The 14,142-nt window shown below is 67.8% G+C and carries 18 protein-coding genes; 10 read left to right on the top strand and 8 right to left on the bottom strand.

Annotation, left to right across the window (positions count from 1 at the left end; genetic code table 11):
- Nucleotides 1-73: 73 nt before the first annotated feature.
- From AC3WLD_RS06595 to AC3WLD_RS06555, 9 genes are all read left to right on the top strand, one after another.
- Entirely contained in the window at nt 74-574 is a 501-nt protein-coding gene (locus AC3WLD_RS06595; protein ID WP_492556148.1) for a styrene oxide isomerase, read from the top strand.
- Nucleotides 571-1,431 carry a metal-dependent hydrolase gene (locus tag AC3WLD_RS06590; protein WP_492556147.1) on the top strand — a complete coding sequence of 287 codons (861 nt, stop codon included), beginning with the start codon at nt 571-573 and terminating at the stop codon, nt 1,429-1,431. The genes AC3WLD_RS06595 and AC3WLD_RS06590 overlap by 4 nt, the downstream gene beginning before the upstream one ends.
- Nucleotides 1,432-1,557: 126 nt before the next feature.
- Entirely contained in the window at nt 1,558-1,959 is a 402-nt protein-coding gene (locus tag AC3WLD_RS06585; protein ID WP_492556146.1) for a hypothetical protein, read from the top strand.
- A 254-nt stretch (nt 1,960-2,213) separates the two neighbouring features.
- Nucleotides 2,214-4,073, top strand: a complete 1,860-nt coding sequence (thiC, locus tag AC3WLD_RS06580) for a phosphomethylpyrimidine synthase ThiC (RefSeq protein WP_492556145.1) — start codon at nt 2,214-2,216, stop codon at nt 4,071-4,073.
- 267 nt (nt 4,074-4,340) lie between these two features.
- The gene (locus tag AC3WLD_RS06575; protein ID WP_492556144.1) at nt 4,341-4,649 is read left to right on the top strand and encodes a hypothetical protein; all 309 of its coding nucleotides are present in this window, start codon (nt 4,341-4,343) and stop codon (nt 4,647-4,649) included.
- Nucleotides 4,646-5,296, top strand: coding sequence for a hypothetical protein (locus AC3WLD_RS06570; RefSeq protein ID WP_492556143.1), 651 nt, complete (start codon nt 4,646-4,648; stop codon nt 5,294-5,296). Before AC3WLD_RS06575 ends, AC3WLD_RS06570 begins: the two co-directional genes overlap by 4 nt.
- A gap of 62 nt (nt 5,297-5,358) precedes the next feature.
- Complete coding sequence (locus AC3WLD_RS06565) at nt 5,359-5,772, top strand: excalibur calcium-binding domain-containing protein (RefSeq protein ID WP_492556142.1); 414 nt, start codon at nt 5,359-5,361, stop codon at nt 5,770-5,772.
- Between the two features lie 212 nt (nt 5,773-5,984).
- Nucleotides 5,985-6,287, top strand: a complete 303-nt coding sequence (locus AC3WLD_RS06560; protein ID WP_492556141.1) for a GIY-YIG nuclease family protein — start codon at nt 5,985-5,987, stop codon at nt 6,285-6,287.
- 133 nt (nt 6,288-6,420) lie between these two features.
- Nucleotides 6,421-6,978 carry a hypothetical protein gene (locus tag AC3WLD_RS06555; RefSeq protein ID WP_492556140.1) on the top strand — a complete coding sequence of 186 codons (558 nt, stop codon included), beginning with the start codon at nt 6,421-6,423 and terminating at the stop codon, nt 6,976-6,978.
- Nucleotides 6,979-7,088: 110 nt separating this feature from the next.
- Here the strand turns inward: AC3WLD_RS06555 and AC3WLD_RS06550 are convergent, their stop codons facing one another.
- From AC3WLD_RS06550 to AC3WLD_RS06530, 5 genes are all read right to left on the bottom strand, one after another.
- Nucleotides 7,089-7,547: a YaiI/YqxD family protein gene (locus tag AC3WLD_RS06550; RefSeq protein WP_492556139.1), complete on the bottom strand. Its 459-nt coding sequence runs from the start codon at nt 7,545-7,547 to the stop codon at nt 7,089-7,091.
- A complete protein-coding gene (locus tag AC3WLD_RS06545) occupies nt 7,544-7,852 on the bottom strand; it encodes an alkylphosphonate utilization protein (RefSeq protein WP_492556138.1) in 309 nt (102 codons plus the stop codon). The genes AC3WLD_RS06550 and AC3WLD_RS06545 overlap by 4 nt, the downstream gene beginning before the upstream one ends.
- 73 nt (nt 7,853-7,925) lie before the next feature.
- The gene (locus tag AC3WLD_RS06540) at nt 7,926-8,060 is read right to left on the bottom strand and encodes a hypothetical protein (RefSeq protein WP_492556137.1); all 135 of its coding nucleotides are present in this window, start codon (nt 8,058-8,060) and stop codon (nt 7,926-7,928) included.
- A gap of 65 nt (nt 8,061-8,125) precedes the next feature.
- The gene (locus AC3WLD_RS06535; protein ID WP_492556136.1) at nt 8,126-8,554 is read right to left on the bottom strand and encodes an OsmC family protein; all 429 of its coding nucleotides are present in this window, start codon (nt 8,552-8,554) and stop codon (nt 8,126-8,128) included.
- 58 nt (nt 8,555-8,612) lie between these two features.
- Complete coding sequence (locus tag AC3WLD_RS06530; RefSeq protein ID WP_492556135.1) at nt 8,613-9,386, bottom strand: acyl-CoA thioesterase domain-containing protein; 774 nt, start codon at nt 9,384-9,386, stop codon at nt 8,613-8,615.
- A 105-nt stretch (nt 9,387-9,491) separates the two neighbouring features.
- Between AC3WLD_RS06530 and AC3WLD_RS06525 the strand changes: the two genes are divergently transcribed.
- Entirely contained in the window at nt 9,492-10,724 is a 1,233-nt protein-coding gene (locus AC3WLD_RS06525; protein ID WP_492556134.1) for a serine hydrolase domain-containing protein, read from the top strand.
- Here the strand turns inward: AC3WLD_RS06525 and AC3WLD_RS06520 are convergent.
- The 3 genes from AC3WLD_RS06520 to mhpA are packed head-to-tail and all read right to left on the bottom strand — an operon-like array spanning nt 10,715 to nt 14,138.
- Nucleotides 10,715-11,833: an aminotransferase class V-fold PLP-dependent enzyme gene (locus AC3WLD_RS06520; RefSeq protein WP_492556133.1), complete on the bottom strand. Its 1,119-nt coding sequence runs from the start codon at nt 11,831-11,833 to the stop codon at nt 10,715-10,717. The genes AC3WLD_RS06525 and AC3WLD_RS06520 overlap by 10 nt on opposite strands.
- On the bottom strand, nt 11,830-12,627 hold the full coding sequence (locus AC3WLD_RS06515) for a tryptophan 2,3-dioxygenase (protein ID WP_492556132.1): 798 nt from the start codon (nt 12,625-12,627) through the stop codon (nt 11,830-11,832). The genes AC3WLD_RS06520 and AC3WLD_RS06515 overlap by 4 nt, the downstream gene beginning before the upstream one ends.
- 47 nt (nt 12,628-12,674) lie before the next feature.
- A complete protein-coding gene (gene mhpA / locus AC3WLD_RS06510) occupies nt 12,675-14,138 on the bottom strand; it encodes a bifunctional 3-(3-hydroxy-phenyl)propionate/3-hydroxycinnamic acid hydroxylase MhpA (protein WP_492556131.1) in 1,464 nt (487 codons plus the stop codon).
- Nucleotides 14,139-14,142 lie beyond the last annotated feature (4 nt).

Here is a 14,142-nt window from a genome sequence, read left to right as displayed (position 1 = left end):
GACCTTTGCGGAAGCCGGGCATAAGCTCCCCCCGCCGGGCGAACGGGCCCGGTACGCTTGGGGGAGCGGGGACATGCTGTCGGAGACGCGACGGGCACTGCTGGTCTTCAACGGAATCGGCCTGATCGCATCCGCGATCCTGGCGGGCTGGTTCTATTTCTTCTTCACGCTCGGCGCGATCGACCTGTGGCCGTTCGTGACCGACGTGCCTGTGACTATCGCCGGCGATCGGCGGGCCTGGAACATGGCACACCTCGAAGGGATCACCAACGGGACCATGCTGATCGCGATCGGCGCGGCGGGCGGCTACGTCCGGCTCGGCGAGCGGGCGCAGAAGGTACTGGTCTGGGCGGCGCTGGCATTCGGCTGGCTGTTCACCCTGCCGGCGATTGCCAACGCGATGTTCGGAACCCGCGGTCTGGAGTTTGGCGGCGGGCCGTTCCCTGGCGACGTCACGATCAACAACGTGATCTTCCTGTTCGGCTGGCCGGCGATGATCGGCGTCCATGTTGCCTTCGCGCTGCTCCTGTGGGGCGCATGGCAGCATCGCCGCCACGCGAGGGGCGCGGCATGAGCGGGTCCGAAATCCTCGTCCGCCGCATCCCCTTCGCCTTCGACGAGGGAATCGATCCGGCCTGGCATCCCGGGCGGCGCGAATGGAGTCACATGGTCAACGGCGCATCGCTGGCGATGCCCTATCTCGAACCGTTCCTGATCAAAACCGTAACCGAGGCGCTGAGGCAGGTCGACGACCCGGCGCTGAAGGCCGACGTCCAGGCGTTCATCGGCCAAGAGGGCGTCCACTTCCAGAGCCACCGCCGCTACAACGAAATCCTCAAGCGGCACTATCCGGAGCTCGCCGGGGTCGAGGCGGAGATGGAGGCCGACTACCGCCGCTTCCAGAAGCGCAGCCTTAAGTGGCGGCTCGCCTACACCGCCGGGTTCGAGACGATGACGATGGGGATCACCGAATGGCTGATCCGCCAGCGCGGACTGCTGTTCACCGGGTCCGACAGCGCGATCGCCTCGCTGGTGCTGTGGCACATGGTCGAGGAGACCGAGCACAAGAACGTCGCCTACGACCTCTACGGCCACCTCCATGGCGACTGGGCAGGCAAGGCCTGGGGCCTGCTGTGCGGGACGGTCCACGTCGCACTGGCCAGCCGCAAGGGCTATGTCCGGATGCTGAAGCGCGACGGGCTGTGGTTTAACTGGCGAAGCCGTTTGCGGCTGTGGGCTATGGTCGGGCGGTTCTTCCTCCACACCTCGCCGGCGATGCTGCGCTCGCTGCTGCCAGGCTACCATCCCTCGCGGGTCCGCGATCCCGCATGGGTGGCGCAGTGGGCCTCGGCCTATGCCGGGCTGCCGGCGGGGAGCATCCCGCTGCTCGACACCGCCGACCCGCAGATTCCCGCCCGCTTCGCGACCTGATCGGCGCCGGGCGCTATCGGCCCAAAACCCCGCAAATGCGGGGCGTTTGCAATAGTTCGAAAGTGCTGGACAAGTCCTTTCCGCCCGGCATGGTCTCCTCCGGGAACGGATGACGGTGAGGGGACAATGCAGGAAACTTTCGATGCCACCGCGTGGTCGGCCGCGCTGCTGGGGCTGGTCGCGCTGTTCGCCGCCGTCGGCGCGCTGCGCACGCCGGGGGCCTGGCAGAAGATGATCGGGGAGATGGAGAACTCGCCGTCGCTCCAACTCGTCTCGGGCTTCATGGAGATGACCGCCGGGGCGCTGATCTACCTCGCCAATCCGTGGGTCCCGGCCGACCTGCTGGCCTGCGCCATGAAGGCGATCGGCGGCTTCCTGATGGTCGAGGCGCTGGTCGTGCTCGGGTTTTCCGACCTCTATTTCCAGCTATGGCTCAAGAACCTTGCGGTGATGAACCGGGGCTGGGCCTGGGCGACGCTTGTCTATGGACTGGTGCTGGCGGTGCTGGGGATGATGCGGTTTCATTGAGCTTGGTCTCCCTCCCGACCGTCCGGGTTATTTGCGGTGCGAGTGCTTTACGCCCCGCCGCAAACGCCGTAAGGTCCCTGCATCCCCGGGGAGCGCGCCACCCGTGACTGCTTGCGAAAGCAGGCCACGGAAAAAGCGCTGAGAGGGAGGGCTGGCACCCTCCGACCCGTCGAACCTGAACCCGTTAGCACGGGCGGAGGGAAGGGTTGCCGCGCCAGCGCTCCCGGCCACTGCCGCCCACCTGAGGAGCGCACATGGCCGACATCAATTCCAAGCTCGAAATCGGCGTCACCACCGGCCCGATCCGCGGCTCGAAGAAGATCCACGTCGGCCCCCTCGGCGTGGCGATGCGCGAGATCCACCTCGAGCCCACCAGCGGCGAGCCGCCGGTGCGGGTCTATGACACCTCGGGCCCCTACACCGATCCCGCCGCCACCATCGACATCGCTGCGGGTCTTCCCGAAGTGCGCCGCCCGTGGATCGTCGCGCGCGGCGATGTGGAAGAGGTGCTCCAGCGCGAGGTCCGGCCCGAGGACAACGGCCAGCTCGGCCCTGACCGGTCGGGCGGCGTGCCTCCGTTCCCCAACGTTCGCCGCAAGGTCCTGCGGGCCAGGGCCGGGCAGAACGTCAGCCAGATGCACTACGCCCGCAAGGGGATCATCACGCCGGAGATGGAATATGTCGCCACGCGCGAGAACCTCGGGCGCGAAATGCTCAAGGAATACAAGCGCGACGGGCAGGACTGGGGCGCGAGCATCCCAGACTACGTGACCCCCGAATTCGTCCGCGACGAAGTGGCGCGGGGCCGGGCGATCATCCCCAGCAACATCAACCACCCCGAGAGCGAGCCGATGGCGATCGGCCGCAACTTCCTCGTCAAGATCAACGCCAACATCGGCAACTCGGCGGTCGCCTCCAACGTGGCGAGCGAGGTCGACAAGATGGTCTGGTCGATCCGCTGGGGCGCGGACACCGTGATGGACCTCTCGACGGGCCGCAACATCCACGACACCCGCGAGTGGATCCTGCGTAACAGCCCCGTGCCGATCGGCACCGTGCCGATCTACCAGGCGCTCGAAAAGGTCGGCGGGATTGCCGAGGACCTCACCTGGGAGATCTTCCGCGACACGCTGATCGAACAGGCCGAGCAGGGCGTCGATTACTTCACCATCCACGCCGGCGTCCGCCTGCCCTACATCCCGCTCGCTGCCAAGCGGATGACCGGGATCGTCAGCCGCGGCGGCTCGATCATGGCCAAGTGGTGCCTCGCGCATCACAAGGAATCGTTCCTCTACGAACGCTTCGACGAGATCACCGAGATCATGAAGGCCTATGACGTCGCCTATTCGCTGGGCGACGGCCTGCGCCCCGGCTCGATCTACGACGCCAACGACGAGGCCCAGTTCGCCGAGCTCTACACCCTGGGCGAGCTGACCAAGCGGGCCTGGGCCGAAGACGTCCAGGTGATGATCGAAGGCCCCGGCCACGTGCCGATGCACAAGATCCGCGAGAACATGACCAAGCAGCTCGAGGCCTGCGGCGAGGCGCCGTTCTACACCCTCGGGCCGCTCGTCACCGACATCGCGCCGGGCTACGACCACATCACCAGCGGGATCGGCGCGGCGCAGATCGGCTGGTACGGCACGGCGATGCTCTGTTACGTCACGCCCAAGGAGCACCTCGGCCTGCCCGACCGCGACGACGTCAAGGTCGGCGTGGTGACCTACAAGCTCGCCGCCCACGCCGCCGACCTCGCCAAGGGCCACCCCGCCGCGCAGGTCCGCGACGACGCGCTCAGCAAGGCCCGCTTCGAGTTCCGCTGGCGCGACCAGTTCAACCTGTCGCTCGATCCCGATACCGCCGAGCAGTATCACGACCAGACGCTTCCCGCCGAAGGCGCCAAGACCGCGCACTTCTGCTCGATGTGCGGGCCCAAGTTCTGCTCGATGAAGATCAGCCAGGAAGTGCGCGAGTTCGCGAAGTTGCAGAACCAGCCGGCGGAAACCTTCCTCGCCACCGAGGACGCCGAGGCCGGCATGGCCGAGATGAGCAAGGTCTACGACGACACCGGCCGCGAGCTCTACATCGGGCAGGGCGACCGCGAGCACGACTGAGGAGTAGGGCTGCTGGCCCACCCCCGACCGCTGTTCGCTGCGCGAACGCCTTCGGCTCCCCGCCTGCGGGAGGGGAGGAGAAGCGCCGCACTACAGTTCCCCCTCCCGCAAGCGGGAGGGCAGCGAGACTTTGTCGCGAAGCGGCCTAGTCGCAGCGGGGTGGGCACAGCGCAGCGCCTGAGTTCGCAGCAGGGTGGACATCAGCGCAGCGGCCGCGAACCAACCACACCCATTGCACCCAACGCCGCGCGCGCTAGTCTCCCGCGCATGGCTCATGAAAAGCGCATCGTCACCTGCTCCGGCCCCGACGACCCCCACGCGTTCGACTGCATCCCGCTGCGCCAGCGCACCGGGGCGCTCGACCGGGTTTGCCCGCTATGCCACGGCCACGGCCAGTGGAATGCCGAGTTCGACCTCGCCAGCCTGCGCTCGAAGCGGGTTATCTGTCCCAAGTGCGATGGCCGCGGCTGGATCGAGACGGGGGACGACCTGGTGCCGAGCGACGACATCGTGCTCGGGCCCGACGGCGCGCCGCGGTGGATCACCCGGCTCGACCCCAGCGACGACCGCGAATGAGGAACCTGCTGCGGCCGGTGCGGGTTGAAGGCGGCATGAAGATCATCCTCCCGATTGGCATCGCCCTCCCGCTCCTCCTCGCCGCCTGCTCCGCGGAGCAACCGCAGGGCGACCCTGCGACCGCCCCGGCCAGCGAGACCGCCGCCGCCGCTCCCGTGAGCGATGTGCCGGGCGATACGGCCAGCGCCCCGGCAGAAAGTGCGAAGCCCGCCGCCAGCCGCACTCTCACGCTCGAAGGGCTGGACGACCTCGTGATCGGCAAGCCGGTCCCCGCCGGCAGCGACTGGAAGATGCGCGGCGCGCAGGCCTCGGACGAATGCACGACCTACAGCTCACCCCGCTTCCCCGGGGTCTATGCGATCGTCGAGGACAAGGCCGTGCGCCGGATCACCGTGGGCGAGCGCTCCGACGTCAAGCTGGTCGAAGGCATCGGCGTCGGCGCGAGCGAAAAGGCGGTCATGGCCGACTTCGCCGGCTTCCGCTCCGAACCCCACAAGTACGAGGAAGCCCCGGCCAAATACCTCACCGCCCCGAACGCCGGCGGCAAGGACTCCGCGCTACGCTTCGAGATCGGCAGCGGCGGGAAGGTGAGCCTGATCCACGTCGGGACCTCGCCGACGCTGGAGTATGTGGAGGGGTGTGCTTGAGGATTACGCGCAAGCGATAGTCTCAACCTATCCTTCATCTTGAACCATGCATAACACCTTGCATGAGTTCAAGAAATCACCTTCGGGTCATTCCCTTCCGGCCTCGCCTGCAAAGGCGACCACCGGCACTCACAAACGCTCCCTCGACAGTTCGGTGGCTGTCGGCTGCGGCGATCCTAGGGGCAGTGGCCGGGATCGGCTCAGCCGCGGTTACGGTGGAAGGACGTCAAGCGATGGCCGCTACGCTCCGTCCGGTTGCGGTTTCACTTGGACTATTACGCGCTCGTGAGCCGCAGTCGGGCGATGACTGGCCCAGCTGCGACGCAGCGCGGGAGGCTGGGACTGCGCCGATCTATGCCGGTGAGCCGGGCTATCGCGATGGCTTGGATGGCGACGGTGACGGAATCGCCTGCGAACCGATACGGCGTCGTGGCGGTGTGCACGTCCCAAGACGAACCCGGTTCTCCACGCCTTGAGCTGGTTGCTGAGCCCGTCGGAGGATTTGATGCGATCGGGCGTGCCACTACGGTCGTGATCTCCGATGGTACAGCGCCAAGGCCCAAGTGAAGGACTGTGCTTCGACAAGCTCAGCAAGGGCGGGGTTTGGACCGTCCGAAATCCTGCCAATCCCTCCAAATCCGTCCATCCTGAGCTTGTCGAAGGATCGTCCTTCCTTTTTGCTGGGCGCATGAGCTTCTGGGCCTACATGCTGCACTGCCGGGGCGGCGCCCTCTACGTGGGCCAGACCGACGACCTCCCTCGCCGGATCGCACAGCATCAAAGCGGCGCATTGCCCGGCTTCACATCCGCATTGCTGCCCGTCGAACTGGTTTGGAGCGAGGAGTTCCATACTCGGGAGGAGGCAAAGGCGGCGGAGCGCAAGCTCAAGGGCTGGTCGCGGGCGAAGAAGCTCGCGCTGATCCGGGGCGACTGGGACCGGATTTCGGTCCTTGCCCGAAGCGCGTCGAGCCTAAAGGACCGTCCGTCCTGAGCCTGTCGAAGGACAGCCCTGTTTCTTCTTTCGCTGCGCTGCGACCAAGTAGGACGGTGCTTCGACAAGCTCAGCACGGACGGTGTATGGGGACGAGTTTCCTACACGAACCATATCGGTTATGCGCATTCGCATGACCGAGCCAAACCCCACCCCCATCGCCCCGCCCGAACCCCGCTGGAACAAGCCCAAGATGGCGGAATTCCTGCGTGTTCTCGCCTCCTCCCACTCCGTCGCGAGCGCCGCCAAGGCCGTCGGCATGAGTCGCCAGTCGGCCTACAAGCTGCGCAACCGGCTGAAAGGCCAGCCGTTCGACATCGCGTGGGAGACCGCGTTCCAGCATGGCTATGACGCGCTCCACCAGGCCGCGCTCGAGCGGGCGCTGCACGGGGTCGAGGTGCCGGTGTTCTACAAGGGCGAGCAGGTCGGCACGCGGCGGCATTACGACGAGCGGCTCACCTGCTTCCTGCTCGCCGCGCGCAATCACATGGGGGCGCAGCAGCTCGGCCGCTTGCGCGCCGCCGCCGATTTCTTTTCGGAACGGTGGGATGCGCTGCTCGAACAGGTCGAGGACGAGGTGGCGGTCCTGCCCGAGAACCCCGATCACGACGATGAGGCGGCGGAGAAGGCCTCCGTGTTCTTCACCTCGCCCGATCCGCTCCCCCGCTCGCAGCGGGTGGGGGAGGTGTGACGGGCGCGCTTCCCGCGGGGGCTGTCACCCGTCACCGTGGGAGCAAAGTGTGGGAATCAAACGGAAATCCAGGGTTACACGGTGTCACCCTGTGTCACCCTCCGATCCTGTCACCCCAGCCGCTGCAACCGCGCCAGCGCCTCGTCCAACGCTTGCAGAAAGCGCGATCGGTCGGTTTTGGCGAAGGGCGGCGGGCCGCCGATGGCGTCGCCGCCGGCGCGCAGGTCGGCCATGATCGCGCGGGTGGCGATCGCGCTGCCGATCGAGGCGGTGGTGAAGGGCTTGCCGGTCGGCGCGAGCACCGCCGCGCCCGCCTTCAGGCAGCGGTCGGCAAGGAGGATGTCGGCGGTGACCACGACCGTGCGGGCGTTCGCTTCGCCTGCGATCCAGTCGTCCGCCGCGTCAAAGGCGTCGCTCACCGTCACGCGCTCGACCAGCGGATGATCGGGGACGCGCAGGCGCATGTTGCTCACCACCGCGACCGCGACCTGGCGGCGGAACGCGACCTTGTAGATCTCTTCCTTGACCGGGCAGGCGTCGGCATCGACGAGGATGCGGATCCCGCTCACCGCTTGCGCACGAACTCGGCGCGCAGGACGAGGCCCTTGATGCCCGGGTACTTGCAGTCGATCTCCTGCGCGTCGCCGGTCAGGCGGATGCTGGGGATGACGGTGCCGCGCTTGAGCGTCTGCCCGGCGCCCTTGACGTCGAGGTCCTTGATGAGCGTCACCGAATCCCCGTCGGCCAGCAGGTTGCCGACCGCGTCGCGGACTTCCACCGCGCCCTCGGCGGCGCGCTTGGCCGCGAGCTCGGACGCGGGCAGCCATTCGCCGCTGTCCTCGTCGTACACGTATTCTTCGTCTTCGCCGGCCATGTCGTCCTCCCGATGGCCGGCCCATGGCAGGTTTGGGCCGGCAAGGGGAGGGCGAAAAGCGCCGGCGGCGGGGTCAGGTGCGCTTCATGTTGTCGAGCCCGGCGACGATGCCCGGCTTGACCGAGGGATTGGAGGCGTTGAGTTTCTTGGGCTTTTCCGCCTTGGGCTTGCGCGCTTCCCTGTTCGATTTCTTCTGGCTCTTGGCCATGATCATTCTCCGCGCGGGCGGGTGCCCGCAGTCCGGTGTAGGCCTGCCTGCCGACCGGCGCGACCTTATTCGGCGAGGGTCGCTTCCAGGGTGATCTCGCAGTTGAGCAGCTTGCTCAGCGGGCAGTTCTCCTTGGCCTCGGCGGCGATGCGCTGGAAGTCCTCGTCGGACAGGCCGGGGACGGTGGCGGTCAGGGCGAGGGCGCTCTTGGTGACGGTGAACCCGCCGTCCTGTGCGGTGAGGGTGACGGTGCACTGGGTGTCGAGCGTGCCGTCGTCGTGCCCGGCGCGCGACAGGGCGAAGCTGGTCGCCATGGTGAAGCAGGCGGCGTGGGCGGCGGCGACGAGCTCTTCGGGGTTGGTCCCGGGCTGGCCCTCGAAGCGGGTGCCGAAGCCGTAGGGAACGGCGTCGAGCACGCCCGAGCGGGTCGAGATGCTGCCCTTGCCGGGCTTGCCCAGTCCTTCGTAGCGGGCCGAGGCGGTGTTGGTGGTCATGGCGGTCTCCTGATGCGTCCGCCGGGGTAATGGTTGCGCCGGGTGTCGGTTCCGACGGCTACGTCCGCCGCTTCATCGCCAGCGCGGTGGTGGCGACATAACCGACCGCGCCCTGGGCGTCGTGAAGGCGGCAATGGCCGACGGCGATGCCCTGGCTCGCTTCGTGCCCGGTCGCCTCGAAGCCGATCCATTCGCCCTGCGGCAGGCGGTGGATGAGCACGGTGACGTCGGAGTTGATGTAGCCGATGCCCGCGGGCGAGGCGTGGGCGAAAGGGCTGGCGAAGTCGGCCGAGGTGGCGAGGCGGGAGAACGGGGTGTAGTCCTCGCCGACGATGAGCAGGTTTTTCTCGCGCAGCCAGACCTCGCGCGGGAAGGGCGAACCGAACGTCCCGCGGATCACCCGCTCGTCCGAGGTCCTGGAGCCGCGATGGCGCGGCTCGAGCTGGTCGGGCGGCGGGGCGTTCCACGGCGGAGGGGAAGGCGCGGCGCGTTCCGGCGGCTCCCCGGCGCGGAGGAACTGGCAGGTGGCGCGGGCGTACTCCACGCCGTCCACCACCAGCACCGCCTCGGCCAGGCGCAGCCGACCGCCCTCGCGCAGCAGTCGGGTCTCGACGGCCAGGGGGCGAAACGGGGCCATGCGGTGGAGGTCGGCGGTGTAGCGCACCGGAACGAACCCTTGCGCGCCGCAGCGCCGTTCGAGCTCCGCGCCGAGTAGCCCGGTCAGTGCCCGGCCGTGGACCGAATCCTCCTGCCAGAACCCACGCGCGGCGCTCTGCGGCACGAACCGTTCGCCGTCGCGGGCAAAGAACGCGGAAGGAGCTTCATCGGCCATCATTCCGGCGGGTATGAAATCGTGCCGCGCTTGGCAATCCCCGCTTGCATCGTCCGGCGGGCCTCGCGCATGGTCCGGGCAACAGAGCCAAGAGGAAACAACACGATGCTGCTGACCCGCCCCGAAGCACACGGCATGGATCCGGCACGGCTGGCCAGGATCGCGCCGTTCCTCGAGGAGCGCTATCTCACCCCCGGCAAGCTCGCCCACGCCGATGTGCTGGTGTCGCGCCACGGCGAGCCGGTCTATCGTGCCACGCTCGGCGCGGCGCGGGCCGATGGAACTGCGCTGCAGCCGGACGCGATCTACCGCATAGCCTCGATGACCAAGCCGATCACCTCGATCGCCTTCATGATGCTGCTGGAAGAGGGAAAAGTCGCGCTCGACGATCCGGTGAGCAAGGTGCTGCCGGAGTTCGCCAACCTTGGCGTCTATGCCGGCGGCGGCGGTTCGGTGCCGTTCCTGCCGATGACCCCCTGCGCGCCGATGCGGATGGTCGACCTGATCAGCCACATGTCAGGTCTGACCTACGGCTTCCAGAACCGCACCAGTGTCGATGCCGCCTATCGCTCGCTCAAGTGCGACAGCTCGCGGACCTTCCCGGGGATGGACGAGTTCGTCGCTCGGCTCGGCGAGGTGCCGCTCGAATTCGCGCCCGGAACCTCGTGGAACTACTCGGTATCGACCGATGTGCTGGGGGTCGTCGTGCAGCGCCTTGCCGGCATGCCGCTGGGCGAGTTCTTCCGTACCCGGATCTTCGAACCGCTCGGGATGGTCGACACTCACTTCACCCTGCCCGAAAGCAAACGCGACCGACTGACCGATGCCTGGCTCTACCAGCCGGGCCAGAAGCCGCGCCTCATCGACAAGGGTGCGGAGTCGAGCCTGACCGAACCGGCGACGTTCGAAAGCGGCGGCGGCGGGCTGCTGTCGACGGTGGCGGACTACGATCGGTTCTGCCGGATGCTCGTCGGCGGCGGGGCACTCGGCGAGGTGCGGCTGGTGAGCCCGAAGACATTGGCGCTGATGAGCGCCAACCACCTTCCGGGCGGCGCGGACCTGACCCAGATGTCGCGCTCGCTGTTCAGCGAGGCGACCAACGCGGGGGCGGGCTTCGGGCTCGGCTTCGGAGTGACGATCGACCCGGTCAGGACGCTCATCCCCGGCAGCGCGGGCGAGTTCTACTGGGGTGGCATCTTCTCGACCGCGTTCTTCATCGACCCGGTGGAGAAGCTGCACATGGTGTTCATGACCCAGCTCAACCCCTCGTCGTCGTATCCGGTTCGCCGGCAGCTGAAGACGCTGATCTATTCGGCGGTGGCTGACAGCTACGCCTGAACCAGCGCGGCAAGGAGTCTGTCGACGTCCTCGCTGTCGTGGTAGATCGCGAAGCCGATGCGCAGGACATCGCCGCGCAGGTCGGTGAGGATGCCCTGTCGCTCGAGACCGGCGTGCAGCGCTGCCGCACGCTCCCCCCGGAAGGCCAGAAAGCGGGCGCGCGGATCGCTCAGCAGGGCCATGCCGGGTAGCGGATCGGCGGCGAGGAAGCGGTCCTGCAGCCCGCGCACGTGGGCCGAGATGAGGCCGGTCGTCAGCCGCTCGCGGCGGAGCATGCGGCGGACGGCGTTGAACCGGTAGAGCCCGCTCGGATCGAAGGTCGCGCCGAGGAAGCGCCGTGCGTCGTCGGGGTATGTCACATCCCCACGGGCCTCGGCCAGTGCGTCGAACATGGCGTACCAGCCGGTCTGGATGGGGCGGGGGCCAAACCCCGGCGGGGCGTGGAGGAAGCCGACGCCTTCGCCGCTCATTGCATACTTGTACCCGCCGGCGAGGTAAAAGGCCTTTCCGGCGATCAATGACAGGTCCGTCGGGACCGCCATGAAGCCGTGGTAGCCGTCGATGACCAGCCACGGTCCGTCCGGCGCGGCCGTCTCGGCAAGGTCGAACAGAGCATCGTTGACCCGTCCCGTGCCGAACTCGACATGGCTGGCGAAGATGAGGTCAAAACCCCCGCCGCGCGCCAGCAGCGGCAACTGCCGCGCGTCCGCCAGGACCAGCTCGATCTCCCGCGCCTCGGCCCAGCGCCGGGCCTGCCGGGCGAACGAGTGAAACTCGCCGTCGCTGGCGAGTACCCGCGGGTTGCGCCCTGACTGCCGCGCCGGAAGGGCCGAGACGACCCGCACCATCAGCTCGTGGGTATTGGGCGCGAACACTACCGTCGATGGATCGGGCAAGGCGAGTTCGCGGGCCACATGCCCCTGCGCCTCCTCCCACACCGCGCCCATCACCCGCTCCCACTTGCGGTCGGCGAGGCGGGCCGCATCGTCCCATGCCTCCATCTGCCCGGCGTGGCTGGCGTCAGGCCACAGGTGATGGCTGTGCGCGGCAAAGTGCAGCAGTCCGGGGCGCGCCTCGAGCGAGCGCGAGAACAGGCGCTTCCAGTTCACAGGCCGGTCCTCAGACTCCACAGTTCAGGGAAGGCACGGCGCTCCAGCGTGCCGCGCAGGTAGCTTGCTCCGGCGGTGCCGCCGGTCCCGCGCTTGAAGCCGATCACGCGCTCGACGGTAAGGACATGGCGGTGCCGCCACGCCGCCATCGCTTCGTCGATGTCGACCAGCTTTTCGGCAAGCTGGTAGAGCTCCCAGTAGCGTTCGGGCTCGCGGTAGACGGCCTGGAATGCCTGTTCGACGGCCTCGTCGGGCTGGTAAGTGCTCGTTAGGTCACGTTCGAGGACGCTTGCCGGGATGGCGAGTCCGGCACGGGCCGCAGCACGCAAGGCTTCGTCCCACAGACTCGGTCCTTCAAGCGCGGCGCGCATCGCGGCCTGGGCTTCGGGCCGGTCCGCCTGGTAGTCGAGGAAACGCGCGTCGCGCAGGCCCAGCATGTATTCGACCGTGCGGAACTGGTCGGACTGAAAGCCCGAACTCGGGCCAAGCACATGGCGGAAGCGGCTGTAGTCGCTGGGAGTCATCGTGCCGAGCACGTCCCACGACAGTGTCATGACGGCCTGGATGCGGCTGCACCGGGCCAGCGCCTTGTAGGCCGGTACCAGCGCATCGGCGGCGACCTGGTCCATCGCGAGCCGGAGCTCGCGGGTCAGTTGCTTGAGCCACAGTTCCTTGGTCTGATGCGTCACGATGAACAGCATCTCGTCGTCGCAATCGGACAGCGGATGCTGCGCCGACAGCAGCGTGTCGAGATCGAGATAGCGGGCGTAGGTCATCGTGGACTGGTTGCTCATGCAACCAGTCTAGCGCTTCGCCACCGCACTGGGAACCCGCAGGCGGATCAGGCGATGGCCGCCCACGCCTCCGCGAGCGCCGCCACCTTGCCTGTGCCGAAAACATACCGGTCCGGCCGGATCAGAACCGCATCCGCGTCGTGGCGATCCAGCCACCGGCCAAGCTGGCTTGCGAAGGGCGCAAGGGCCGCGCTGTCCAGCGCAAGGACGGGAACCCCGTACGTCACCGTCTCTTCGCCGCGGCACAGCACCACGGCCCGGTTACCGATAACTTCGTCGAGCCTGCGGGCGCCGGACAGGACCTGCGGGAAATAGCTTCCCGCGCCCGGCGATCCGGCGAGGATTAGGCCCTCGCTCATCGGCGGATAGCTGATTTCGCCGTCGGGCGACTGGCCGCTTGCGCGGGCAGCGAGCATCTGGCGGTCGCGCTCGGCAGCGGCGGCCGGATCGGCGATACAGACGGTCCGGCCCATCATGATCGCCATCTGGATCGTACCCCGCGCGTTCGGCTCGCGCTCTGGCTGGTAGCTATCGAGGATCGTGTTCGGCGCTTGCGACCGTGCGATCATCCCCAGCTTCCACCCGAGATTCGCGGCATCGCGGATCCCGGCGCACATGCCCTGGCCGGCGAACGGCGGTGTCTGGTGCGCGGCGTCGCCGGCCAGGAGCACGCGGCCCTTGCGCCATTGCCTGGCAACCCGCGCGTTGAACCGGTAGACTGCCTTGCGCTCAAGCGTGACTGCGCCTTCGACATTCCACGGCGCCAGGAGTTCGGCAATTTTGCCGTCATCAAGCAGGTTTTGAGGTGACTCGCCCGGCAGCGCCATGAATTCCCAGCGATGACGGCCCTCGCCCATCAGCACGCAGGTCGTTGGCCGCGCCGGGTCGCAGATCTGGAGGTTGATCGCAGGCAGCCGCGCGGCGTCATGGACGAGGACGTCGATCACCAGCCAGTTTTCGTCGAAGCCCAGGTCGTCGAGATCGACCCCTGCGGCAGCGCGGACCGGGCTGCGTGTCCCGTCCGCGCCGACCAGATATCGCGCTGACAGTTCGCGCGGGCCCTGCGGCGTGTCGAAAATTCCGACGATCCGGTCGGCGTCCTCACGCAACCCGGTGAACGTCCAGCCGCTGCGCAGTTCCGCTCCGGTGGTCGCGGCGAGGCGTCGACGGAGCGCACGCTCGAGCGAGGGTTGGTGGATCATGTTGGCGGCGGGCCAGCCCCCCGGGCCGATCCGGTCCGATCCCTCGAAGCGAAGGAGGATCTCGCCCGCGGGGTTGAGGAAATCATAGTGCGTGGTCTGGCGGCTGGTCGCCATGATCTCGTCGGCGGCGCCGCATTGCTGGAATACGCGCATCACCTCGTGATCGGCGTGCGCGGCGCGGGGCAGGGGGTATACATCGGCTTCCCGCTCGCAGACCAGCGTGCGCGCACCGGCTTGCGCTGCGAGGATCGCCAGCGTCACCCCGGTCGGACCGCCGCCGACGACCAGGACATCGAAATCCGGCGCCATGACG

This window comes from Novosphingobium sp. FW305-C-111, from assembly GCF_058783565.1.
Note: the sequence above shows the minus strand (reverse complement) of the source record. Positions and strands in the feature narration are given on the sequence as shown.

Excerpts from the sequence above, each read along its gene's own strand:
- AC3WLD_RS06595 (WP_492556148.1), top strand. The coding sequence starts at position 74 with ATGCTGTCGGAGACGCGACGGGCACTGCTGGTCTTCAACGGAATCGGC.
- AC3WLD_RS06590 (WP_492556147.1), top strand. The coding sequence starts at position 571 with ATGAGCGGGTCCGAAATCCTCGTCCGCCGCATCCCCTTCGCCTTCGAC.
- AC3WLD_RS06585 (WP_492556146.1), top strand. The coding sequence starts at position 1,558 with ATGCAGGAAACTTTCGATGCCACCGCGTGGTCGGCCGCGCTGCTGGGG.
- thiC (WP_492556145.1), top strand. The coding sequence starts at position 2,214 with ATGGCCGACATCAATTCCAAGCTCGAAATCGGCGTCACCACCGGCCCG.
- AC3WLD_RS06575 (WP_492556144.1), top strand. The coding sequence starts at position 4,341 with ATGGCTCATGAAAAGCGCATCGTCACCTGCTCCGGCCCCGACGACCCC.
- AC3WLD_RS06570 (WP_492556143.1), top strand. The coding sequence starts at position 4,646 with ATGAGGAACCTGCTGCGGCCGGTGCGGGTTGAAGGCGGCATGAAGATC.
- AC3WLD_RS06565 (WP_492556142.1), top strand. The coding sequence starts at position 5,359 with ATGAGTTCAAGAAATCACCTTCGGGTCATTCCCTTCCGGCCTCGCCTG.
- AC3WLD_RS06560 (WP_492556141.1), top strand. The coding sequence starts at position 5,985 with ATGAGCTTCTGGGCCTACATGCTGCACTGCCGGGGCGGCGCCCTCTAC.
- AC3WLD_RS06555 (WP_492556140.1), top strand. The coding sequence starts at position 6,421 with ATGACCGAGCCAAACCCCACCCCCATCGCCCCGCCCGAACCCCGCTGG.
- AC3WLD_RS06545 (WP_492556138.1), bottom strand. The coding sequence starts at position 7,852 with ATGGCCGGCGAAGACGAAGAATACGTGTACGACGAGGACAGCGGCGAA.
- AC3WLD_RS06540 (WP_492556137.1), bottom strand. The coding sequence starts at position 8,060 with ATGGCCAAGAGCCAGAAGAAATCGAACAGGGAAGCGCGCAAGCCCAAG.
- AC3WLD_RS06535 (WP_492556136.1), bottom strand. The coding sequence starts at position 8,554 with ATGACCACCAACACCGCCTCGGCCCGCTACGAAGGACTGGGCAAGCCC.
- AC3WLD_RS06530 (WP_492556135.1), bottom strand. The coding sequence starts at position 9,386 with ATGGCCGATGAAGCTCCTTCCGCGTTCTTTGCCCGCGACGGCGAACGG.
- AC3WLD_RS06525 (WP_492556134.1), top strand. The coding sequence starts at position 9,492 with ATGCTGCTGACCCGCCCCGAAGCACACGGCATGGATCCGGCACGGCTG.
- AC3WLD_RS06515 (WP_492556132.1), bottom strand. The coding sequence starts at position 12,627 with ATGAGCAACCAGTCCACGATGACCTACGCCCGCTATCTCGATCTCGAC.
- mhpA (WP_492556131.1), bottom strand. The coding sequence starts at position 14,138 with ATGGCGCCGGATTTCGATGTCCTGGTCGTCGGCGGCGGTCCGACCGGG.